Annotated in this window: 17 protein-coding genes and 2 pseudogenes; 8 read left to right on the top strand and 11 right to left on the bottom strand. The window is 60.4% G+C overall.

The annotated features are described in order from the left end of the window. Positions 1-10: 10 nt before the first annotated feature. Genes JFT80_RS04435 through JFT80_RS04425 form a run of 3 tightly spaced genes read right to left on the bottom strand, consistent with a single transcriptional unit; the run spans position 11 to position 3238 of the window. Complete coding sequence (locus JFT80_RS04435; RefSeq protein ID WP_201147052.1) at positions 11-1552, bottom strand: DUF4129 domain-containing protein; 1542 nt, start codon at positions 1550-1552, stop codon at positions 11-13. Beyond that, complete coding sequence (locus tag JFT80_RS04430; protein ID WP_201147051.1) at positions 1539-2516, bottom strand: stage II sporulation protein M; 978 nt, start codon at positions 2514-2516, stop codon at positions 1539-1541. Before JFT80_RS04430 ends, JFT80_RS04435 begins: the two co-directional genes overlap by 14 nt. After that, positions 2513-3238: an RDD family protein gene (locus tag JFT80_RS04425; protein WP_201147050.1), complete on the bottom strand. Its 726-nt coding sequence runs from the start codon at positions 3236-3238 to the stop codon at positions 2513-2515. Before JFT80_RS04425 ends, JFT80_RS04430 begins: the two co-directional genes overlap by 4 nt. Before the next feature lie 181 nt (positions 3239-3419). Here JFT80_RS04425 and sbcB point away from each other — a divergent pair, with 181 nt between their 5' ends. Continuing rightward, positions 3420-4850, top strand: coding sequence for an exodeoxyribonuclease I (gene sbcB / locus JFT80_RS04420; RefSeq protein WP_201147049.1), 1431 nt, complete (start codon positions 3420-3422; stop codon positions 4848-4850). Between the two features lie 101 nt (positions 4851-4951). Here the strand turns inward: sbcB and mvaT are convergent, their stop codons facing one another. Next, positions 4952-5329: a histone-like nucleoid-structuring protein MvaT gene (mvaT, locus tag JFT80_RS04415; RefSeq protein WP_007933316.1), complete on the bottom strand. Its 378-nt coding sequence runs from the start codon at positions 5327-5329 to the stop codon at positions 4952-4954. A gap of 339 nt (positions 5330-5668) precedes the next feature. Between mvaT and purU the strand changes: the two genes are divergently transcribed. Continuing rightward, complete coding sequence (purU, locus tag JFT80_RS04410) at positions 5669-6517, top strand: formyltetrahydrofolate deformylase (RefSeq protein WP_201147048.1); 849 nt, start codon at positions 5669-5671, stop codon at positions 6515-6517. 87 nt (positions 6518-6604) lie between these two features. Beyond that, positions 6605-6811 carry a hypothetical protein gene (locus tag JFT80_RS04405; RefSeq protein WP_201147047.1) on the top strand — a complete coding sequence of 69 codons (207 nt, stop codon included), beginning with the start codon at positions 6605-6607 and terminating at the stop codon, positions 6809-6811. Here JFT80_RS04405 and JFT80_RS04400 read toward each other — a convergent pair. The 4 genes and pseudogenes from JFT80_RS04400 to JFT80_RS04385 all read right to left on the bottom strand — a co-directional run bounded on the left by JFT80_RS04400 (position 6798) and on the right by JFT80_RS04385 (position 11320). Beyond that, positions 6798-7792 (bottom strand): annotated as a pseudogene (locus JFT80_RS04400) (YbhN family protein). The gene JFT80_RS04405 and the pseudogene JFT80_RS04400 overlap by 14 nt on opposite strands. Next, positions 7789-8565, bottom strand: a complete 777-nt coding sequence (locus JFT80_RS04395; RefSeq protein ID WP_122840132.1) for a DUF2334 domain-containing protein — start codon at positions 8563-8565, stop codon at positions 7789-7791. Before JFT80_RS04395 ends, JFT80_RS04400 begins: the two are co-directional and overlap by 4 nt. Continuing rightward, a pseudogene (locus JFT80_RS04390) lies at positions 8558-9677 on the bottom strand (glycosyltransferase family 4 protein). The gene JFT80_RS04395 and the pseudogene JFT80_RS04390 overlap by 8 nt, the downstream one beginning before the upstream one ends. 188 nt (positions 9678-9865) lie before the next feature. After that, complete coding sequence (locus JFT80_RS04385; RefSeq protein ID WP_374091322.1) at positions 9866-11320, bottom strand: methyl-accepting chemotaxis protein; 1455 nt, start codon at positions 11318-11320, stop codon at positions 9866-9868. Between the two features lie 610 nt (positions 11321-11930). On the opposite strand from JFT80_RS04385, the gene JFT80_RS04380 reads away from it, so the two are divergent. Next, entirely contained in the window at positions 11931-13418 is a 1488-nt protein-coding gene (locus JFT80_RS04380; RefSeq protein WP_201147046.1) for a helicase HerA-like domain-containing protein, read from the top strand. Positions 13419-13489: 71 nt separating this feature from the next. Here the strand turns inward: JFT80_RS04380 and JFT80_RS04375 are convergent, their stop codons facing one another. Next, positions 13490-13945 carry a DUF721 domain-containing protein gene (locus tag JFT80_RS04375; protein ID WP_201147045.1) on the bottom strand — a complete coding sequence of 152 codons (456 nt, stop codon included), beginning with the start codon at positions 13943-13945 and terminating at the stop codon, positions 13490-13492. Positions 13946-14254: 309 nt separating this feature from the next. Between JFT80_RS04375 and secA the strand changes: the two genes are divergently transcribed. The 4 genes from secA to JFT80_RS04355 all read left to right on the top strand — a co-directional run bounded on the left by secA (position 14255) and on the right by JFT80_RS04355 (position 20062). Further along, a complete protein-coding gene (gene secA, locus JFT80_RS04370) occupies positions 14255-16990 on the top strand; it encodes a preprotein translocase subunit SecA (protein ID WP_201147044.1) in 2736 nt (911 codons plus the stop codon). A gap of 122 nt (positions 16991-17112) precedes the next feature. Further along, positions 17113-18330, top strand: a complete 1218-nt coding sequence (gene argJ / locus JFT80_RS04365) for a bifunctional glutamate N-acetyltransferase/amino-acid acetyltransferase ArgJ (protein ID WP_038366685.1) — start codon at positions 17113-17115, stop codon at positions 18328-18330. A gap of 155 nt (positions 18331-18485) precedes the next feature. Beyond that, positions 18486-19118 (top strand): glutathione S-transferase family protein, encoded by a 633-nt coding sequence (locus JFT80_RS04360; RefSeq protein WP_045058283.1) that lies wholly within the window; start codon positions 18486-18488, stop codon positions 19116-19118. Further along, positions 19115-20062: a Nudix family hydrolase gene (locus JFT80_RS04355; protein WP_201147043.1), complete on the top strand. Its 948-nt coding sequence runs from the start codon at positions 19115-19117 to the stop codon at positions 20060-20062. The genes JFT80_RS04360 and JFT80_RS04355 overlap by 4 nt, the downstream gene beginning before the upstream one ends. 121 nt (positions 20063-20183) lie before the next feature. On the opposite strand, the gene JFT80_RS04350 is transcribed toward JFT80_RS04355, so the two are convergent. Beyond that, the gene (locus JFT80_RS04350; RefSeq protein WP_201147042.1) at positions 20184-20768 is read right to left on the bottom strand and encodes a cob(I)yrinic acid a,c-diamide adenosyltransferase; all 585 of its coding nucleotides are present in this window, start codon (positions 20766-20768) and stop codon (positions 20184-20186) included. A 3-nt stretch (positions 20769-20771) separates the two neighbouring features. Next, on the bottom strand, positions 20772-21611 hold an 840-nt coding region (locus JFT80_RS04345; protein ID WP_242482786.1), incomplete at its 5' end, for a sensor histidine kinase.

Here is a 21611-nt window from a genome sequence, read left to right as displayed (position 1 = left end):
TAACCGCGTTTCAACGCGAGGCTCCCGGGCCGAACAAGGCACGCCAGCCGTCACACAATTGCTGTTGTGCCAGTGTGGGAGGCACGCAATGCCCGTAGGCCATGTTCTGCCAGTGACCGGTAAGGCTTTTACTGAAGGCGGCCAATGCCGGCTGGTTCAATTGTTCGATACGCTGCAGCACCTCGCCTTCGGTGTCGGCCGGTTTCAGCGGCATGTTGAAGTCGTGCAGCAAGTGGCTTAGCAGGGCACGATAGAGCAAGCCCAAGGCTTCTCGGGGTTGGGTCTGCCACAGCCGTTCGGCACTGGCGGCAATGTCGGCGGGCAAGGTTTCGCGGCCAAGGTCGAGGCCGAATGCCTGCCGGGGCGGCGCCTGCAGTGTTTTTCGGTTTGTTGGCGGACGACGGCTGACGAAGGCCTGCAGCCAGTCGCGGTAATGCCAGATCAACAAGCCCGCCGCCCCGATCACTGCGCCCCACAGCAACGCTTCGAGCAGCGTCGCCACTGCGCCGAAACGCTGGGCGTCGAGCAGTTCGAGTAATGCCTTGAGCCAGCCAGGGGTGGGGTCATCATCAGCGTTTCCAGGGCCCGCTTGCTCTTCGCCGAAGCGATAGCGGGTCACGGTTTCTTTATTCTTGAACGGCGGGTTATCAAGGATTGCCTTGATGCTGTCCCGGGAGGCCTGGCTGGTCAGGGGTTGTTCCAGAAGGCGCGGGCTATCAGGGGAAACGGCCGGCACTGCGGCCCAGGAATCTTGCATCGTGGGCATCATTAAAAAACTCGCCAGCAGTACAATGGCGGCAGTGCTCAGGCGCTGGCGCAGTCGGCGAAACACCAGTTCGAGGTCCCAGGCTTCCAGCACCGTGCGCCGGTTCAGGTACAGGCTGAAACCACAGGCTACATAGATCGGTTCCCACACGATCAACACCAGCACGTAAAAGAGATTGCTCAGGTGTTCGAGCCACCCCCAGTCCTGCTGACTGGCGGAAATCAAGGCTTGCCAGTCCCAATCGGTTTCTACCTGCTGCGGCAGCAACAGGTAGAACAGCACCATCAGGCCGATCCACAGCGCCGTTTCCAGGTGTACGCCGATGAGGGTCAGCCATTGCGCGGCGCCGGCATTGCGCTGCAGCAGAACGTTCAGGCGTTGTTGGCGGGCACTGCCATCGAGGCCTTCGAGTTGCACCACCGGCATCAGGAAGCTGCGGCTCAAACTCAGGCGGCGCCAGGTCAGGCTGGCCAGCAGTTGCAGTTTGAGCAAGCGTGGCCACTCGCGCAACGCTTGTTTGAGCGTCGGTGTTTCGCCGAACAGGGCTTTCGACAGGATGTACAGCGGCAGGCGTTCGTACGCCGGTTTTAGCCACCAGAAAATAAACACCGCCAGCGACGGTGAGTCCCAGAACACAATGCTCAGCAGAGCGAACAGCGGCAGGGTGACGATCGCCCAACTGGTCATCAGCAGGCGTCGATGCTGCTGGCTCATGAGCACGCCCAGGTCCATGGCTTCCCAGGTGGTGCGCGGCCGCAGCACGACAGTGGCGTCACTCAGGCGCATGGCGCGTCCTTCCGGCGAACAGCAGATAAGTCGCCACCAAACCCCAGAGTCCGGCGCCGACCAGATATTGGGTCTGCGGTGCCAGACTGTTTTTCGACGACCAATAGGCTTCAATGAACGCCGCGATCAGCAGGAACAGCATGACCCCGCAGATCAGCAGTACGCTCTTGCGCGCAGCGTGTTTCAACGCCTCGGCGCGGGTCAGCCGCCCTGGGGCGATCAAGGCCCAACCCAGTTTCAGACCGGCCGCGCCAGCAAGGGCGATGGCCGTCAGTTCGAAGGCGCCATGGCCGATGACGAATGGCCAGAAAGTCTGGCCGAAACCGATTTCGGTCAGGTGCCCGGCGACGGCGCCGATGACCAGCCCGTTGTAAAACAGAAAGAACGCGCTGCCCACGCCCATCAGCAAGCCACTGGCGAAGGTCTGAAAGGCGATGCCGATGTTGTGCATCACGTAGTAACCGAACATCACCCAGTCTTCGCTCGCGGCGCGGTCGGCGGGGCGCCCCAGGTGGCCGGATTCGGGGTTATACATTTCCTGCATTTGCCTGACCTGCTCCGCCGGAATCAGGTTGTAGATCAGCTCCGGAAACCAGTAAACCAGCAGCGTAAAACCGATCAGGCTGGCGAAGAACAACAGGCCTGCCGCGAGGACGAAGTGCCACTGCTCGCGCACCAGTCGCGGAAAGTCGGCCAGGATAAACGCCAAGGCCTTGGCTCCCAGCTGGCCGCGTTGGCGGTACAGTTGCTGATGACCACGTAGGGCCAGTTGCTGCAATGAGTCAACCAGGAAGCTGCTGTAGCCACGCTCACGGGCCAGCGCCAGTTGATGGCACAGGCGACGGTAGTCCGCAGGGAAACTGCTCGCGCCGGAGGTTTTTTTACCCCGTTCCAGGCCGTCGAGCGTCAGGGAAAATCGCTCCCATTCAACCTTGTGGCGGTTCTCGAACAGACTCTGCTTCATGCCGGCCCCATCAAGCCGCGGGCAATCCCGCCGAGTTCGGCGACGGCCTTCGGTTCGTGGAGTTGCAAGGGTTGGGCGACGATGGCGGCCAGCTCGCCGGCCCGTGCTGCAGAAAGGTCACCCTGGCGTTCGGCAAATCCGAGGATGGCCCGCTGCTCGGCCAGGGTAAGGGTCACCACGGGACGACGGGGTTCGACGTCAGGCAGCGCCGGGCGCTTGGGCGGTTGTTCGCGGTAGATCACCAGCGTGCCGGCGGCGAGGTCGCCCAGGCGTTTGAAGGTAGGGTGTTGCAGGCAACTGATCGCGCCCAGGGCATAGCCGAAGGGCAGCATGTCAACGAACCGCAGCAGGTTGCGCAACAGCGAGGCGGACCAGCCGACCGGGGTGCCATCGTCCTGTACGACGCGCAACCCCATCCACTGCTTGCCCGGCGAACGGCCCTGGTTGAGCACTTCAAACAGCACCATGTACCACCAACTGATCGCAAACAGCAGCAGCGACCCAAGGCCCATGCCGAGCTTGCCGAGAAATGCCAGCACGATAAACAGTACGGCCATGATCACGCCGCGAATGCCCAGGTCGATGCTGAACGCCACGGCCCGCACCATCAACCCGGCGGGACGCAAAGGCAGGTCGATGCCTTCCGGCGTTTCGACCTGATGCCGCGTGTCCAGCGGCGGGGTCAGCGGTGCTTTCCTTGGCGGTGCTGTGGGCTCGAGCATGGGCTACCTGATGTTCGCCTGTTCTGAGTGCAAGTGCGTCCGATGCTAGCAGCCTCTCGGGGGGAAACGACATAACTATGTATTGCACCGCGTGTGAAGCAACGTACTGAAATGACGCGAGGCTGGCCGCGACAAGGGTTGAGCGCCTAGACTTTGCCGATCTTCAGTTCAGGAACCGCCCGTGACTTCCATCTTCTGGTACGACTACGAAACCACTGGCATCAATCCGCGTTGCGACCGCCCGCTGCAGGTCGCCGGGATTCGCACCGACCATGAGCTCAACGAAATCGACGAGCCGGTCAACCTCTACTGCCAACCCAGCGAAGACATCCTGCCGCACCCGGCGGCGTGTGCAATTACCGGCATCACCCCCAGCCAGCTCGCCGAAAAAGGTTTGAGCGAGGCCGATTTCATGACCCGGGTACACGCACAGCTGGCCGCGCCCGGCACCTGTGGCGCCGGGTACAACACTTTGCGTTTCGATGACGAGATGACGCGTTACAGCCTGTACCGGAATTTCTTCGACCCTTACGCCCGCGAGTGGCAGGGCGGTAACAGCCGCTGGGACCTGATCGACGTGGTGCGCGCCGCCTACGCCCTGCGCCCCGATGGCCTGGCGTGGCCGACGGACGAACAGGGTAGAGTGACACTCAAGCTCGAACGCCTGACGGCAGCCAACGGCATCGACCACGGCAACGCCCACGAAGCGCTGTCGGACGTGCGCGCCACTATCGCCCTGGCGCGGCTGATCCGGCAAAAGCAGCCAAAACTTTACGACTGGCTCTTTCAGTTGCGCGGCAAGCAGAAGGTGCTGGATCAGATCCGTCTGCTGCAACCCATGGTGCACATCTCCGGGCGCTTCTCGGCGGCGCGCAACTATGTCGGGGTGGTCTTGCCCCTGGCGTGGCACCCGAAAAACAAGAACGCCCTGATTGTCTGTGACTTGCACCTCGATCCCCAATGCTTGCTCGATCTGGATGCCGAAGCGCTTCGCGAGCGCCTGTATACCCGCAGCGATGATCTGGCCGAGGGCGAATTGCCGGTGCCGTTGAAACTTATTCACATCAACAAGTGCCCGGTCGTAGCGCCCTTGTCGGTACTGCGTGAGCAGGATCAGCACCGCCTTGGGCTGGACATGACGCTTTATCAGGCGCGTGCGCTGCGGCTAAGTGACGCACAGCAAGTTTGGAAAGATAAAGTTCAGGCGATCTATGCCCGCGAAGGTTTTCCTGCCAGTGATGACCCGGAACAACAGTTATACGATGGTTTTATCGGCGATCGGGATCGGCGTTTGTGTGAACAAGTCCGGTCGGCAGATCCCGCGCAACTGGCACAACAGAAGTGGCCGTTCGATGATGAACGCCTCCCAGAATTATTGTTTCGATATCGCGCGCGCAACTTCCCTGACACCCTGAGTTTCGAAGAACAGGAACGCTGGCAGATATTCTGTCGGCAGCGTTTGTCTGCACCTGAGTGGGGCGCGCCCAATACCCTCAACTCTTTTGCAGAGGCCGCAGCTCAACTGATGCTTACTGCCACGCCGGAGCAGTGTGCAGTGCTGGATGACTGGCAAAAATATGTCCAGGTATTACGGGTTCGTTTGAACCTTTGAAAACGAACATGCCCGGTGTTGAATGGCGCGCATAAAAAAACGCCAGCATTTGCTGGCGTTTCTTTTTTTGTCACTGATCGGTCAGCGACGGGCGTTGCGGCTTAGCCCAGCAGGGTAGCCCAGCCTTCAACCACGTCACCGCCCCACTTGGCTTTCCACTCTTTCAGAGTTTTGTGGTTGCCACCTTTGGTTTCGATGACTTCGCCGTTGTGCGGGTTTTTGTATTGTTTAACTTTGCGAGCACGCTTGGTGCCAGTAGTTTTTACTGCGCCGCCACGGGGTGCTTTGGTTTTCGATTCTGGATCCAGCAGCGCGATGATGTCACGCAGCGACTTGGAGTATTCGCCCATCAGGGTGCGCAGTTTGCCTTCGAATTCCAGCTCGGTTTGCAATTTGTCGTCTTGCGACAGGTTCTTCAAACGGGCTTGCAGCTCTTTGATAGCTTCTTCGGTGGCGCGATATTCGTTGATCAAGGACATGTGAACTACCTTACGTGGAGGTGTTGAATGGCAGGGGACAGTGTCGCAATAATAGTCAGGCTGTTTCATCAAGTAAACATTTAACCGGACTTTTTATTTAAATTAGTTGCGGGAAATAGCCGTAAATTGATTGTTCAGTTAAATAGTGTGATGCAGTCATCACCCATATTCACAATTATGTGTTGAGTAGGTGCCATTACGGCGCCATCACGTTGACGTTTATCGCCGTCAAAAAGCCGTGTTCTGACGCGCGAGCCAGGCCGGCGCTCATCAATACTGCAGTTTTTCCGCGCAGTCGCTAGAATGGCGGCCTTTGCGAAGTTCTGGAGTTTCCCCCTCATGCGCACTTTTCGGCTGGTGATTTCTTGCCCGGACCGCGTTGGCATCGTTGCCAAAGTCAGTAATTTTCTGGCAGCCCACAATGGCTGGATCACCGAAGCGAGCCACCACTCGGATAATCAGGTCGGCTGGTTCTTCATGCGTCACGAGATTCGTGCCGATTCGTTGCCTTTCGGTATTGAAGAATTACGCGAGAAGTTTGCCCCGATCGCTGAAGAGTTCTCGATGGACTGGCGCATTACCGACACCGAGCAGAAGAAGCGCGTGGTGTTGATGGCCAGTCGCGAATCCCACTGCCTGGCGGATTTGCTGCACCGCTGGCACAGCGACGAGCTGGACTGCGAAATTTCCTGCGTGATTTCCAACCACGATGACCTGCGCAGCATGGTCGAGTGGCACGGCATTCCTTATTACCACGTCCCGGTCAATCCGCAGGACAAGCAACCGGCGTTCAACGAAGTGTCGCGTCTGGTCAAACAGCACGATGCTGAAGTGGTGGTGCTGGCGCGCTACATGCAAATCCTGCCGCCGGACATGTGCCGCGAATACGCGCACAAGGTCATCAACATTCACCACAGCTTCCTGCCGTCGTTCGTCGGCGCCAAGCCGTACCACCAGGCTTCCCTGCGTGGCGTGAAACTGATCGGTGCGACTTGCCACTACGTCACCGAAGAGCTGGATGCCGGCCCGATCATCGAGCAGGATGTGGTGCGTGTCAGCCACAGCGACAGCATTGAAGACATGGTGCGTTTCGGCCGTGATGTCGAGAAGATGGTGCTGGCCCGCGGCTTGCGTTATCACCTCGAGGATCGCGTGCTGGTGCACGGCAACAAGACTGTGGTGTTCTGATCGAACCTGCGCGAGCTTGAAAAACGAAGGGTCTGGGCGTTCAATCGCTCCAGGCCCTTCGCCGTTTCTACCCAGAGGAAAAGCCTGATGAGCGATCCACTCGACAAAGCCACTTCCAAGGCTCCCGCTACGTTGGGCGAAGGGTGTTTGAGTCGATACGACCCGGAGGACATGAGCCCGGAGGATGGCACCGAGTTTCCAGGCGCGCGGGAGTTGTGGGAGACGTTGCATCCAGAGGACGAGGATTTGGGCCCCGTGGAAACTTCGGGGCAAACCACCCCTAAGCCTGCTTGAACCTCATCAACTTCCTCAGCAGCGGCCGCCCCAGCAGCAAAAAGAACACCGGTCCTCCCACCACCAGATAGAAGTAATAAGTCACGGCCCGCCAGATCAGGATGGCCGCCGCCGCCGTCGACTTGCCCACCATCGGCGCCAGCAACGCGGCCGAGGTCAGTTCTGCCGCTCCGGCGCCGCCGGGCAACAGGCTGAACTGCCCGGCGCTGAGTGACAGCATCTGGATCAGGAACGTCCAGGCCCACTGCAAGTCCGCCCCCAGGCCACGCACGGCCAGGTACAACACGCTGTAACGCAAACCCCAATGCAGGCAGGTCAGTGCAAATACCTTGATCAGCGTCTGACGGGGAAGTTTCAGGGTGTCGGTGAATGCGGCGAGAAAGTGCAGGAGTTTGCGTGCCCAGCGCAGGCGCGTTGAGGCTTTGACATTGAGACGCGCCAGCAGGCGGCCGCTCAGGCGGATCAGCAGTCGGTGGTAGCGCGCCACCGCGACGCAACTGACCAGGCCGCCAAACATTGAAATGGCGCTGACCATCAACAGCCATTCCATTCGCTGGCTCAGGTGCTGGAACAGTGCGTAGATCAGGATCCCGCTCAGCGCGCACAGGAAGAACACCAGGTCACTGAGCTGATCCATCGCAAACACCGCGCTGCCCCTGGCCGGGCGAACGCCCTGGCGCGAGAGCAAGGCCATGATCGTCAGAGGTCCGCCGCTGCCTCCAGGCGTAGCGCAATAGGCAAACTCGGCGGCCATCACCACCCCAAGACTTTTCAGCCGGCCGACCTTGTGACACTGATCGCCCAATAACAGCCGCAGGCGCAGGGTGTTCAGGACCCAGCACGACAGAATCATGCCGAACATGATCAGCAGCCAGTGCAGGGGAAATGCCGCAACCGATACCAGGTTTCATTCCCGCCCAGCAGGGACGGGATCAGCACCGCCACCAACAGCGCGACGAGCAGAAGAATGACGCGGCTCATGCGCGGCGACCGACAGCTGCGTCTGGCAGTCGCAACCAGTCGGCCTTGGTCAGCGGCCTACGCCCCTGATCCAGCAGACGCTTGACGGTTTGCAGCCAGTAATCCCGGGAAAACCGGTGGCGCATGTCCACTGGATGCAGGCCGAGGCGAATCACCGGCGCTTGCTGCCAGCGTTGCTCCCGGCGGTCGCTGAGCCACTTCGACAGGCCGCGACGCCAGGCACTGCGGGCGCTCCACACCAGTCCCGGCGCGTCCACAACGCTGAAGTCGGGCAGGCGGTAGAGGTGCTGTGGATCACTGGTGTAGCTCAGCGGCAACTGGCGCAGGGCTTGCCGTGTTCCGGCACTCATCAACCAGGCCGGCGCGACGAACCCTTCCAGGGGCCAGTCGTAGCGCCGGAACATCTCGATGCCAGCCTGCAGGCGGGACAGCGCTTGCTGCTCGGTCAGGTGATAGAACTCACCTTCGTGGGTGTAGATACGGCGCATGAACCAGTCTCGTGGGGTGCTCGGCGGTGAACCTTCGTCGCAATGAAAATAGCCGTGCAGCGCCAGTTCGTCACCCCGGGCCAAACGGTGGGACAGCAGTCGGCGAAAGTCCGGGTGCGCTTGCAGGTCATTGTGTTTGTGGAAGTCCGGTACCACCAGCCAGGTCATCGGCACCGCGCCCAGGGCATCGACAGCTTCGACGAAAGGCTGATAGTCGGGCCAGGTCTGCGGTGCGACATCGTGCAGCACCAGCAGCAGGCAGGGAGGATTCGCGGATTCAACCATTGGCGATCAGCGGCCATTGCGTACCCAACACAGCATGATAATGCCCCAGCAGGCTGTCGACCACCGTATCCCAGGCGTAATGCTGTTCCACATGACGGCGAGCCTGTTGACCCAGGGCCGTACTGCCCGAACTGAATAACGCGTGGACGGCACTGGCCATTGCCGCCGGACTGTTGGGTGCGCAGAGCAGGCCGCACTGGTCGGTGACGATTTCCTGAAAGGCCCCGGCCGCTACAGCGATTACCGGGATACCGCTGGCCATGGCTTCGAGAATCACCAGGCCGAAGGTTTCCTGATCGCCGGCGTGCAGCAGTGCATCGGAACTGGCCATCAGGCGAGCCACTTGCGGCGCCGGGCAGAACTCATCGATCACCGTGACGTTATCCGGCACGAGCGCGGGCATCGATGAACCCACCAGCAGCAGGTGAAAGCGCGGGCCCAGTCGCTTCATGCAATCGAGCAGCACGGGCAGGTTTTTCCTTGGAACCGCGACCGGCAAAGATCAGCAGGCGGCTGTCTTCGGCAATGCCCAGTTCCGCCCGCAGCCCCGTGTCGCGAGTACCAGGGTGGAAGGTTTGCAGGTCGACGCCCAAAGGCTGCACATAGACATTTTTCACCCCCAGGCCAATCAGCTTGTCGGCCATGACCTGGCTGGGCGCGAGTACCCGATCGAAGTTGCCATACAGCTTCCTGACATAGGCTTCGACATTGGGTGTCACCCAGTTGCCCATGCGATTGCTGCACAGCAGCGGCAAATCCGAGTGATAAAAGCCAATCACCGGAACATCCAGCTGACGTCGCGCGTCCAGGGCTGCCCAGGCCGTGAGGTAAGGGTCGCCGACTTCAATCAGGTCGGGCTGCAGATCCTGCAGGACATTTCGCCAGGGGGCGAGGCGAACGGGAAAACGATAGCCTTTGCCGAAGGGCAGGGCGGGGGCGGGAACAGTGTATACGCCGTCCTGTTCACCCAGGTGGGCGCCGGGAATCAGCAGGCTGTGGCGAATGCCGGGCTTGATGCCCAGGCGTCGGTGTTTGGCATCCAGATACGTGCGCACGCCACCGCTGGCAGGGGCGTAGAACATGGTTATGTCAGCGATATGCACGATGAGCATCCCTCCGGTCCGTTGTTCTCCCTTGGTTGACCTTTTTGAAGGATAGATGTTCGGTTGGGGTTTGCCGGGTGGCTGCGCAGTTGGCGTTGTGTTTGATTTGAGAGCGCCATCGCGAGCAGGATCACTCCCACAAGTCTGGACGTTAACCTGTGGGAGCGAGCCTGCTCGCGATGGCGTCGGTTCTGATGTCAGATACGGAAGCTTCCGACCAATTGCTTGAGACGCGCCGCCTGCTGCTCCAGATCCGAACAAGCCCGCAACGTCGACTGCAGGTTCTCCACCCCTTCCTGGTTCAGCGTGTTGATCTCGGTAATGTCGACGTTGATCGATTCCACCACCGCCGTCTGCTCCTCGGTCGCCGTGGCTACCGACTGGTTCATGCCATCGATCTCGCCGATGCGCAGGGTCACGCTGTTCAGGCGTTCGCCAGCAAGGTTGGCGATGTCCACGCTGTCCTGGCTGTGACGCTGGCTGTCACTCATGTTGCTCACCGATTCCCGTGCACCGACCTGCAGTTCCTCGATCATGGTCTGCACCTGCTGTGCCGATTCCTGGGTGCGATGCGCCAGGTTGCGCACTTCATCGGCGACCACGGCGAAGCCACGTCCGGCTTCGCCGGCGCGTGCCGCCTCGATCGCCGCGTTCAGTGCCAGCAAGTTGGTTTGCTGGGAAATGCTGGTGATGACTTCGAGGATCTGGCCGATGTTCACGGTTTTGCTGTTCAGCGACTCGATGTTGCTGCTCGACGCGCTGAGCATGCTCGACAGTTGATTCATCGCCTTGATGCTGCGATCCACCACTTGTTGGCCGTCTTCGGCGAGACCACGCGCGTCACTGGCCTGGCTCGAAGCCTGAGCGGCGTTGCGGGCGATTTCCTGAGCGGCGGCGCCGAGTTCATTGATCGCGGCGGCCACGCTGCTGGTGCGCGAAGCTTGCTGATCCGAGTTGTACATCGACGAGTTCGACGCAGCGACCACGCGCAGCGCGACCTCGTTGACCTGGCCGGTCGCCGACGACACTTCGCGGATCGAGCCGTGAATACGTTCGACAAAACGGTTGAACGCGGTGCCGAGGATGCCGAACTCATCGTTATTGACGATGGTCAGGCGTTTGGTCAGGTCGCCTTCACCGTCGGCGATGTCTTCCATGGCGCGGGTCATCACGTGCAACGGCTGGATCAGCAGACGGATCAGCATGCCGAGCAGCGCGATGATGATCGCCACGGCAATCACTGTCGCAATGACTGCCGAGGTGCGGAACTGGCTGAGCATCGAGAAAGCCTTGTCTTTGTCCACCGACAAACCGATGTACCAGTTCACCGACGGCAGGCCTTTGATCGGCGCGAAGTTGACGATGCGGGTCTTGCCATCGACTTCCACTTCGCTGAAGTCACTGCTCAAACGCGGCGCTCCCTGGGGAAAGGCCTCGCTCAGCGTCTTCATGACCAGCGTTTTGTCCGGGTGAACCAGGATCTTGCCATCGGCACTGACCAGGAACGCGTAACCCATGCCGTCGAAATCCCGGGCGCTGAGGGTATCGATCAGGGTTTGCAGGCTCAGGTCGCCGCCCACCACGCCGACGCTCTGGCCGGCCTTTTTCGAGGCAGTGGCAATGGAAATGATCGGTCTGCCCGGTGGCCGCATCGATGTAAGGTTCGGTCAGGGTCGAGGTGCTGCTGCTCTCGGCACCTTTATACCAAGGGCGTACGCGGGGATCGAAACCGTCGGGCATTTTCGTGTCCGGGCGGATGGTGAAGTGCCCGGTGGCGTCGCCCAGATAGGTGGCCATGAACGTCGAGGTCAGGGTTTTCTGTTCCAGCAGACTGGCGACGTTGGCAGGTTCGGGGTTGATGGCGATGTTCTGGGCGGCGTTCTCGACCAGCAGAATGCGTCCGCTGAGCCAGGTCTGGATATTACCGGCAGTGACCTCGCCCATCTCGTTGAGATAGTTGTGCAGGTCATCGCGGATCGCGTTGCGCTGTAACCAGTCGTTGTACAGGGTAAACGAGGCGAAAGCGGCGATGACGATGAGGGCGGCGGCAAGCAAAATTTTATGGCTGAAGCGCAGATTTTTGTTCATGGCTTGGGGTTCCGCTAAGGTCTTAATGTCCTGGGCGTGCTTTTATTAGAGAACGCGAAAGTGGGTGGTGACGAGCACAAGCGCACAGCTCCGTTTTTTCTGTAGGAAATTACCGACGCTCTTCAATCCCCTGTATCGGCCACAGCGAATCAAAGATTAACCATAGGTGACAAAATGCCTGACTCATCGCAACTCGTAATCGGCGCCGATCTCGCGGGACAACAGATCGGTCAGGGCATGCGCCTGGCGAACCGCCACGGGCTGATCGCCGGTGCGACCGGTACCGGTAAAACCGTGACATTGCAGCGCTTGGCTGAAGCCTTCAGCGACGCCGGCGTGGCGGTATTCGCCGCTGACATCAAGGGTGATCTGTGCGGCCTCGGTGCCGCCGGTAACCCGCAGGGCAAGGTCGCGGAGCGCATCGCCGGGATGCCGTGGCTCGACTACAAGGCGCAGGCTTATCCGGTGACCTTGTGGGACATTCACGGTCAGTCCGGTCATCCACTGCGCACTACGTTGAGTGAAATGGGCCCGCTGCTGATCGGCAGTCTGCTGGAGCTGACCGACAGTCAGCAGGCGGCGCTGTATGCCGCTTTTAAAGTCGCGGATCGGGAAGGCCTGTTGCTGCTGGACTTGAAAGACCTGAAAGCGCTGCTCAATCACCTCAAAGACAACCCGCAAATGCTCGGTGAAGACGCCGCGCTGATGACCACCGGTTCCAGCCAGGCGCTCTTGCGCCGTCTGGCAACGCTGGAGCAACAGGGCGCCGAAGCGCTGTTTGGCGAGCCGGCGCTGCAACTCGAAGACATTCTGCAACCGGCCGCCGATGGCCGTGGACGCATTCATTTGCTCGATGCCAGCCGTCTGGTTCACGAGGCACCAAAAGTCTACGCGACGTTCCTGTTGTGGTTGCTCGCCGAGTTGTTTGAGCAGCTGCCTGAGCGCGGCGATGCCGACAAACCGTTGCTCGCGCTGTTTTTCGATGAGGCGCATTTGTTGTTCGGCGACACCCCGAAGGCCTTGCAGGAGCGCCTGGAGCAAGTGGTGCGGTTGATCCGTTCGAAAGGCGTTGGGGTGTATTTCGTCACGCAGTCGCCGGCGGACTTGCCGGACAACGTGCTGGCGCAACTGGGGTTGCGTATCCAGCATGGCTTGCGCGCATTCACCGCCAAGGAGCAGAAATCCCTGCGTGCGGTGGCAGACGGCTTCCGGCCGAATCCGGCGATCGATACGTTATCGGTACTGACTGAGTTGGGCATTGGCGAAGCGCTGGTCGGCACCTTGCAGGACAAAGGCACTCCCGCGATGGTGCAACGGGTGCTGGTAGCGCCGCCGCAGTCGCGGATCGGACCGCTGACCGAGATCGAGCGCACGATGCTGATCGCCGGCTCGCCGTTCAAAGGCCGTTACGACAAGCCGATCGATCGCGAGTCAGCCTATGAAGTGCTGATGGGGCGCAAGGGCTTGGCGCCGGAGCCTGAAGCCACACCGGGCAAGGCAGGCGCTGAAGAGCCAAGCTTCACCGACAAGGCCGGGGAATTCCTTGGCACGGCGGCGGGTCAGGCGCTCAAGTCGGCGATGCGTCAGGCGGCCAATCAACTGGGGCGGCAGTTGGTGCGGGGGTTGATGGGGTCGTTGCTCGGAGGCAACAAACGCCGCTGAAAGCAAAAGATCGCAGCCTTCGGCAGCTCCTACGTAGAAGCTGCCGAAGGCTGCGATCTTTGATCTTGCCGTTAAACCTTTGGTTTGGCGTGAGCCGCCAGCCGTTCCAGCGCTGCCCGAAGATTCGGATCACTGATCCCGTCGGCCGTAGCCTGGATCGTCGCCCCGGCATCCGTCGACAAACTGATGGTATGCCCCGCAGCACCTTGCTGAACGGTCGGTGGCTGCACCTTGAACAGAATCCGCGTCAAACTGGCAAACTCATCGAACATCTGCAATTGCCGCTGCAAGCGTTTCTGCTGATAACGCAGGCGCGTGGCCCAGTGGCCATCGGTGACAATCAGCAACAGACTGCCCTCACGCCACGACGCGACGTGGCAATGCTCGCGGGCGGCGGGTTGCAGTTGGCTTTCGAGCAGGCGTTGCAGATGACCCAGACGTTGGGCATGGCCGAGGATGGCTTTGAGCGGCTTGGCTTCGCGTAATAGAACGGCGGGTGCTCTGGCCGTAAGAGGGCGAAATGCCATGATCGAACACCTGAAGTAACAGAAGCGCCATGGTAGCAGAAAGGCACTGCGCCGCACCCCATCCATCGTCCTGGTGACGCTTTATCCATTAAATCAATGGTTAACTTCGTACTTGTCCGGGTTGAAACTGGCAGAAAAGGCCTTATTGTAAGTGAGCCCCGTCAAAGCGCAGTGCCAGCATCGTGGAATATCGCCACTTTCCTCACCACCGTTTCCGGGTAGAATGCTCGTTCGCATGCGGCCATGAGGGCTGCTCGGGCGACTCACGGGGCCGCCCTCCATCCCTTTAGTGTGGAAGATCCTGCCGATATGTTTGCGCCTTTGTTAAAGAAACTTTTTGGAAGCAAGAACGAGCGTGAAGTCAAACGCATGCTCAAGACGGTGCAGCTCGTCAATGCCTTCGAAGAGCAAATGGTGGCCCTTTCGGACGATCAATTGCGCGCCAAGACCGATGAGTTCAAGGCCCGCATCGCCAAAGGGGAAACCCTCGACAAGCTATTGCCAGAAGCCTTTGCGGTCGCCCGTGAAGCCGGTAAGCGCATCATGGGTATGCGCCACTTCGACGTACAACTCGTCGGTGGCATGACCCTGCACGAAGGCAAAATCGCCGAAATGCGTACCGGTGAGGGTAAAACCCTCGTGGCGACCCTGGGCGTTTACCTCAACGCATTGTCCGGCAAGGGCGTGCACGTTGTGACCGTGAACGACTACCTGGCCCGTCGTGACGCCAACTGGATGCGTCCGCTGTATGAATTCCTTGGCCTGACCGTCGGCGTCGTGACGCCGTTCCAGCCGCCGGAAGAGAAGCGCATCGCTTACGCCGCCGACATCACCTACGGCACCAACAACGAATTCGGTTTCGACTACCTGCGCGACAACATGGCGTTCAGCATGGAAGAAAAATTCCAGCGCGAACTCAATTTTGCCGTGATCGACGAAGTCGACTCCATCCTCATCGACGAAGCGCGTACCCCGCTGATCATTTCCGGTCAGGCCGAGGACAGCTCCAAGCTGTACATGGAGATCAATAAACTGATCCCGCAGCTGGAGCTGCACGTCGAAGAAGTCGAAGGCGAAGTCACCAAGGCTGGCCACTACACCGTTGACGAGAAGACCCGCCAGGTCGAACTCAACGAAGCCGGTCACCAGTTCATCGAAGACATGCTCACCCGCGTTGGCCTGCTGGCTGAAGGCGAGAGCCTGTACTCGGCGCATAACCTGGGCCTGTTGACCCACGTGTATGCCGGTCTGCGTGCGCACAAACTGTTCAATCGCAATATTGAATACATCGTGCAGGACGGTCAGGTCGTACTGGTCGACGAACACACCGGTCGTACCATGCCGGGCCGTCGTCTGTCCGAAGGCCTGCACCAGGCCATCGAAGCCAAGGAAGGTCTGAACATTCAGGCCGAGAGCCAGACCCTGGCCTCGACGACGTTCCAGAACTACTTCCGTCTGTACACCAAGCTGTCCGGCATGACCGGTACCGCTGACACCGAAGCGTTCGAATTCCACCAGATCTACGGTCTGGAAGTCATGGTCATTCCGCCGAACAAGCCTTTGGCGCGTAAAGACTTCAACGACCTGGTGTTCCTGACGGCCGAAGAGAAGTACACGGCCATCGTCGCCGACATCAAGGAAAGCATGGCGGCTGGTCGTCCGGTACTGGTAGGTACTGCGACCATCGAAACTTCCGAGCACATGTCCGCGCTGCTGGTGAAGGAAGGCATCGAACACAAGGTTCTGAACGCCAAGTTCCACGAAAAAGAAGCCGAGATCATCGCGCAGGCCGGTCGTCCGGGCGCACTGACCATCGCCACCAACATGGCCGGTCGTGGTACCGACATCCTGTTGGGCGGTAACTGGGAAGTTGAAGTCGCGTCGCTGGAAGACCCGACCCCTGAGCAGATCGCGCAGATCAAGGCCGACTGGCAGAAGCGCCACCAGCAAGTGTTGGAGTCGGGCGGTTTGCAGGTAATTGCCTCCGAGCGTCACGAATCCCGCCGTATCGACAACCAGCTGCGTGGCCGTGCCGGCCGTCAGGGCGATGCCGGTTCGAGCCGCTTCTACCTGTCGCTGGAAGACAGCCTGATGCGCATCTTCGCCTCTGACCGGGTGAAGAACTTCATGAAAGCCCTGGGCATGCAGCCCGGCGAAGCGATCGAGCACCGCATGGTGACCAACGCGATCGAGAAGGCGCAACGCAAGGTTGAAGGACGTAACTTCGACATTCGTAAGCAACTGCTCGAGTTCGACGACGTCAACAACGAGCAGCGTAAAGTGATTTATCACATGCGTAACACGTTGCTGGCCGCCGACAACATCGGTGAGACCATCGCTGACTTCCGTCAGGACGTACTCAACGCCACCGTCAGCGCGCATATTCCGCCGCAATCGCTGCCGGAGCAGTGGGACGTCGCCGGTCTTGAGGCTGCATTGCAGAGTGATTTCGGTGTTGCCTTGCCGATCCAGCAATGGCTCGACGAAGACGATCACCTGTACGAAGAAACCCTGCGCGAGAAGCTGATGGCCGAGCTGATTGCCGCGTACAACGAGAAAGAAGACCAGGCCGGTGCCGACGCACTGCGCTCCTTCGAGAAGCAAATCGTTCTGCGCGTGCTGGACGACCTGTGGAAAGACCACCTGTCGACCATGGATCACCTGCGTCACGGTATCCACCTGCGTGGCTATGCCCAGAAGAACCCGAAGCAGGAATACAAGCGCGAGTCGTTCACGCTGTTCTCCGAGCTGCTCGATTCGATCAAGCGCGACTCGATCCGTGTGCTGTCGCACGTTCAGGTTCGCCGCGAAGATCCGGAAGTCGAAGAACAACGTCTGCGTCAGGAAGCCGAAGATCTGGCCGCCCGCATGCAGTTCGAACACGCCGAAGCCCCTGGTCTCGACCAGCCGGAAGCATTGGGTGAAGAGGTTGATGTCGCCCTCGCCACCGCGCCGGTGCGCAACGAGCAGAAGCTGGGCCGCAACGAACTGTGCTACTGCGGTTCGGGCAAGAAATTCAAGCATTGCCACGGGCAGATCCAGTAAAACCCGTTTCAATCGTTGAAATACCCGCGCCGCGACCGGCATAAGCCGTCGCGGCGTTTTGCCATTTAAACCACCGTCCCTGTGAGTGGCGGTGCTGACATCATTGAGTAAGGAGCGCATTCATGGCTGTTGGTCTTGGTCCTTTGCCAACGTTGCACCCGGTTGCCGGTTTTGAACTCGGTATCGCCTCGGCCGGCATCAAGCGCCCCGGGCGCAAAGATGTCGTTGTGATGCGCTGCGCCGAAGGCTCGACCGTGGCCGGCGTGTTCACATTGAACGCCTTTTGTGCGGCACCGGTGATTCTGGCGAAAAAGCGCGTACAGAACGCCGTGCGTTATTTGCTGACCAACACCGGCAATGCCAACGCCGGCACTGGCGAGCCTGGCCTGGCTGCTGCAGAGCGCACCACCGCGAAACTGGCCGAGTTGACTGGCGTTGATGCCAGCCAGATTCTGCCGTACTCCACCGGTGTGATTGGTGAGCCGCTGCCGGTCGAGAAGATCGAAGGCGCGCTGCAAGCGGCGCTGGACGATCTGTCGGAAAACAACTGGGAAGCGGCCGCCACCGGGATCATGACCACCGACACCTTGCCGAAGGGCGCCAGCCGCCAGTTCGAGCATGACGGTGTGACCATCACTGTCACCGGCATCAGCAAAGGCGCGGGCATGATCCGCCCGAACATGGCGACCATGCTGGGTTACATCGCCACTGACGCCAAAGTGTCCCGCGATGTGCTGCATAACCTGATGCTCGACGGCGCCAACAAGTCGTTCAACCGCATCACTATCGACGGCGACACCTCGACCAACGACTGCTGCATGCTGATCGCCACGGGCAAGGCTGCATTGCCGGAAATCACCCGTGCCGAAGGCGAGCTGTTCGCCAAGTTGAAGCAAGCGGTGTTCGAAGTGTGCATGGACGTGGCCCAGGCCATCGTGCGTGACGGCGAAGGCGCGACCAAGTTCGTGACCGTTGAAGTCAATGGTGGCGGCAATCATCAGGAATGCCTGGACGTCGGCTACACCGTGGCGCACTCGCCGCTGATCAAGACCGCGCTGTTCGCTTCAGATCCGAACTGGGGCCGTATCCTCGCCGCCGTCGGTCGTGCCGGCGTGCCGGATCTGGACGTGAGCAAGATCGACGTGTTCCTCGGCGATGTGTGCATCGCCAGCCGTGGCGCTCGCGCAGCGACCTACACTGAAGCGCAAGGCTCGGCGGTGATGCAGCAGGAAGAGATCACCATCCGTATCGAGTTGGGCCGCGGCGATTGCAGCGAAACCATCTGGACCACCGACCTGTCGCATGAGTACGTGAAGATCAACGCCGAATACCGTACTTAAGTCAGACCGGGTCGGTCGAGCGCGACCCGGCCCATCGCGGGCAAGCCCGCTCCCACAGGATTTGCGCTGACCCTGTGTGAGTGGGCTTGCCCGCGATGACGGTCGACCAGACGCTGAAAAATCTGGCCCATACCTCTTATCCAAGGGTCCCGAACATGAGCCTCCACCTGATCATCGGCGACAAATTGTATTCCTCCTGGTCCTTGCGCGGCGCGCTGGCGCTTGACCTGGCCAAAGCCCCCTACAGCGAAGAACTGATCAAGCTGAACCAGCCTGACACTCGTGAACGACTGCTCAAACACTCGCCGACCGGCAAAGTCCCGCTGCTGAAAACCAGGCATGGCACCATCGCCGATTCCATGGCGATTGCCGAGTACCTGGCCGAACAGTTCCCGGATGCTGGCCTCTGGCCCAGCGATGTGGCGGCCCGGGCCCAGGCCCGCTCGGCCTGCGCGCAAATGCACGCCGGGTTCTTCGCCTTGCGGGCCAACATGCCGTTTGACCTCAGCCGCGACGCGCCACTGGTGTCGGCTCCGACTGAAGTCCAGGAGGACATCGAACGAGTGCTGGCGTTATGGGCGCAGTGCCGGGCCGCTGCGTCCGACGCCGGTCCGTTCCTGTTTGGCAAGGTTAGCCTGGCCGATGCGTTCTTCGCCCCGATTGCTGTGCGACTGCGCACCTATCAGGTGAAAGTACCGGCCGAGGATGAGGCCTACATCGATACGATCTACCAATGGCCAGCTTTCAAGGCCTGGCAGAAAGCAGGTCTGAAGGAGGTTGGGCAGTGAAACGCGTACATGTAGCGGCTGCGGTTATTCGTGACAGCAGTGGCAAGATACTGATCGCCCGGCGCGCCGATACCCAGCACCAGGGCGGTCTGTGGGAATTCCCGGGTGGCAAGGTCGAGGCTGACGAGTCCGTCGAAACTGCCTTGGCTCGCGAGCTTCATGAAGAGCTGGGAATTGTGGTCGGCGCAGCGCGCCCGCTGATCAAGGTCCGCCACGATTATCCTGACAAGCAAGTATTGCTGGATGTCTGGGAAGTGTCGAGCTTCAGCGGCGAGCCTCATGGTGCCGAAGGCCAGCCATTGGTCTGGGTGACCGCGAAAGAGCTGGCGGGCTACGAGTTCCCGGCCGCCAACCAGCCGATTGTTGCTGCAGCGCGTTTGCCCGCGGAGTACCTAATTACCCCGGAAGATCTGGAAACCCCGGCTTTGTTGCGCGGTATTCAGAAAGCGATTGCCAGTGGGATCAAACTGATCCAGTTGCGCGCCCCGAATGGTTACGACCCCAAGTACCGTGACCTCGCGGTGGATGCTGCCGGGTTGTGTGCCGGCAAGGCGCAACTGATGATCAAGGGGCCGTTTGAATGGCTCGGCGATTTTCCTTCCGCCGGTTGGCACATCACCTCCGCTCAGCTGCGTAAATACGCAGCCGCAGGCCGTCCGTTGCCGGCGGAGCGCTGGTTGGCGGCCTCGTGCCACAACGCTGAAGAGTTGGCGTTGGCTGAGCAGATGGGCGTGGATTTTGTGACGCTGTCGCCGGTGCAACCGACGCTGACGCACCCGGATGCGCAACCGCTGGGCTGGGAGCAGGCGTCGACATTGATCGAAGGGTTTAGCAAACCGGTGTTTCTGCTGGGCGGGGTTGGCCCGGCGGAGCGGGAGAAGGCCTGGAGTTCAGGGGCTCAAGGCGTGGCAGGGATTCGCGCGTTCTGGCCTGAACCTTTGTAAAAGGCCACTGGCCTCATCGCTGGCAAGCCAGCTCCCACAGGTATTTTGGTGAACACAGTGTTAGTGAACGACCCAAAACCCTGTGGGAGCTGGCTTGCCAGCGATGGCGGCCGATCAGGCGCTACAGATCTGAAGGTTTAGCCGCAGGCTGCCACAATATTTCGGCAATCCCCTGCCGCCGCGCAATCAACCGCGCCGCCACAAACAACAAATCCGACAGCCGATTGATATACGCCAGGCCAACCCCGGCCAACGGCTCCAGCGCATTCAAATGCTGGCAGCGCCGCTCGGCACTGCGTGCCAGACTACGGCACACGTGCGCCTGTGCAATCAACATCGAACCCCCGGGCAGAATGAAATTCTCCAGCGGCCCCAGCTCCTCATTCCACACATCGATCGCCGCTTCGAGCCGTTCGATCTCCGCCGCGTTCAACGCCTGATATTCCGGCATCGCCAGTTCGCCGCCCAAATCGAACAGACGATGCTGACACGGCGCCAACACGTCGATCAGTTCATTCAATCCCGGATAAGTCTCGCGCTCGGCGATCAGGCCTGCGAGCAACACGCCGACCTGACTGTTCAGCGTATCGACTTCACCAATCGCTTCAATGCGTGGGTGATCCTTCGGCACGCGGCGGCCGTCGCCCAGGCCGGTTTCGCCTTTGTCGCCGGTGCGGGTGTAAATCTTCGACAAGCGAAAGCCCATGGGTTACCTCGGTAGTTGATTGGTTTCGGCCGCGATGGCCGCCGGTTGCGCCAGCGGCAGGCGCAGGGTGAAGCAGGTGCCCTGGCCGGGCGCCGACTGCACTTCCATCTGGCCTTTGTGATTGTTGGTGATGATGAAGTACGACACCGACAAACCAAGGCCTGTGCCCTGGCCGATTTCCTTGGTGGTGAAGAACGGCTCGAAGGTGCGTTTGCGCACACTCTCGCTCATGCCGATGCCATTGTCCTCGACCTGAATCTCGGCCCACGGCGGATTGAGTCTGGTGCGCAGAATGATCCGCCCGGGCTCGCTGTCGTCCTCGCGCTGGTGAATCGCCTGCGCGGCGTTCTTCAGCAGATTGAGCAGCACTTGTTCAAGTTCGTTGGCGGTGCCCGGCACCGGGCCGAGCGCCGGGTCGAACTGACGGACGATTGCCTGGCCCTTGAAGTCGAAACCGATGGCCAGATCAAAGTCGTTGCCGGCAATTTCCACTGCTTGATCGATCAGCGCCGGCAGATCGCACGGGGCCATTTGCCGGGTGCTGCGGCGGCTGAAACTGAGCATATGGGTGACGATCTTCGCCGCGCGGGCGCCAGCCTGTTGAATGCCGTCGAGCAGCTTGGGCACTTCGCGGCCTTGCAGGTAGCGGTTGACCGTGTCCAGTTCGATGCCCAGTTGCTCGGCGGTTTCGAGGTTTTTCGGCAGATCCGCCGACAACCGTCGACGGATGTTTTGCACGTTGTGCAGGATCGCGCCGAGTGGGTTGTTGATCTCGTGGGCCATACCGGCGGCGAGGCCGCCGACCGAGAGCATTTTTTCCGACTGCACCATCATTTCTTCCAG

It is taken from the genome of Pseudomonas sp. TH10 (assembly GCF_016651255.1).
In the GTDB taxonomy this organism is placed as follows: Bacteria; Pseudomonadota; Gammaproteobacteria; order Pseudomonadales; family Pseudomonadaceae; genus Aquipseudomonas.
Note: the sequence above shows the minus strand (reverse complement) of the source record. Positions and strands in the feature narration are given on the sequence as shown.

What these genes read in the sequence shown, in the direction of transcription:
- JFT80_RS04435 (WP_201147052.1), bottom strand. Translation starts at nt 1,552, where the DNA reads ATGCGCCTGAGTGACGCCACTGTCGTGCTGCGGCCGCGCACCACCTGG.
- JFT80_RS04430 (WP_201147051.1), bottom strand. Translation starts at nt 2,516, where the DNA reads ATGAAGCAGAGTCTGTTCGAGAACCGCCACAAGGTTGAATGGGAGCGA.
- JFT80_RS04425 (WP_201147050.1), bottom strand. Translation starts at nt 3,238, where the DNA reads ATGCTCGAGCCCACAGCACCGCCAAGGAAAGCACCGCTGACCCCGCCG.
- mvaT (WP_007933316.1), bottom strand. Translation starts at nt 5,329, where the DNA reads ATGTCCTTGATCAACGAATATCGCGCCACCGAAGAAGCTATCAAAGAG.
- purU (WP_201147048.1), top strand. Translation starts at nt 5,669, where the DNA reads ATGCGCACTTTTCGGCTGGTGATTTCTTGCCCGGACCGCGTTGGCATC.
- JFT80_RS04405 (WP_201147047.1), top strand. Translation starts at nt 6,605, where the DNA reads ATGAGCGATCCACTCGACAAAGCCACTTCCAAGGCTCCCGCTACGTTG.
- JFT80_RS04395 (WP_122840132.1), bottom strand. Translation starts at nt 8,565, where the DNA reads ATGGTTGAATCCGCGAATCCTCCCTGCCTGCTGCTGGTGCTGCACGAT.
- JFT80_RS04385 (WP_374091322.1), bottom strand. Translation starts at nt 11,320, where the DNA reads ATGCGGCCACCGGGCAGACCGATCATTTCCATTGCCACTGCCTCGAAA.
- JFT80_RS04380 (WP_201147046.1), top strand. Translation starts at nt 11,931, where the DNA reads ATGCCTGACTCATCGCAACTCGTAATCGGCGCCGATCTCGCGGGACAA.
- JFT80_RS04375 (WP_201147045.1), bottom strand. Translation starts at nt 13,945, where the DNA reads ATGGCATTTCGCCCTCTTACGGCCAGAGCACCCGCCGTTCTATTACGC.
- secA (WP_201147044.1), top strand. Translation starts at nt 14,255, where the DNA reads ATGTTTGCGCCTTTGTTAAAGAAACTTTTTGGAAGCAAGAACGAGCGT.
- argJ (WP_038366685.1), top strand. Translation starts at nt 17,113, where the DNA reads ATGGCTGTTGGTCTTGGTCCTTTGCCAACGTTGCACCCGGTTGCCGGT.
- JFT80_RS04360 (WP_045058283.1), top strand. Translation starts at nt 18,486, where the DNA reads ATGAGCCTCCACCTGATCATCGGCGACAAATTGTATTCCTCCTGGTCC.
- JFT80_RS04350 (WP_201147042.1), bottom strand. Translation starts at nt 20,768, where the DNA reads ATGGGCTTTCGCTTGTCGAAGATTTACACCCGCACCGGCGACAAAGGC.